Source organism: Pseudomonas sp. HY7a-MNA-CIBAN-0227, assembly GCF_040310325.1.
Lineage (GTDB): Bacteria > Pseudomonadota > Gammaproteobacteria > Pseudomonadales > Pseudomonadaceae > Aquipseudomonas.
This window is the reverse complement of record NZ_JBEOPT010000269.1, coordinates 1-251: the sequence shown is the minus strand read 5'-3', so window position 1 is coordinate 251 and position 251 is coordinate 1. Positions and strand designations below refer to the sequence as shown.

General features: G+C 47.0%; 1 protein-coding gene. It reads left to right on the top strand.

The window, feature by feature from the left end; all coding sequences use genetic code 11:
• Positions 1–251, top strand: a 251-nt coding sequence (locus tag AAEZ06_RS27875; RefSeq protein WP_350617400.1) for a polyprenyl synthetase family protein, incomplete at both ends; no start/stop codon positions are given.

Sequence of the window (251 nt, the reverse complement as noted above, 5' to 3'; positions counted from 1 at the left end):
CAGCATATTGGTCTGGCTTTTCAGGTTCAGGACGATATTTTAGACGTCACCACTAGCACCGATACGCTCGGCAAACCTGCTGGCAGCGATGAAAAACTAGACAAGTCTACTTACGTGAAGCTGATGGGCGTTGATGATGCAACTAGCTATGCACAATCGCTATTTGATGATGGACGCGCAGCCATTTCTCGTGAACTTAACGGTAATGAAGAGAATGATGCGCTGATGGCACTCATTGAATGGTTATGGGC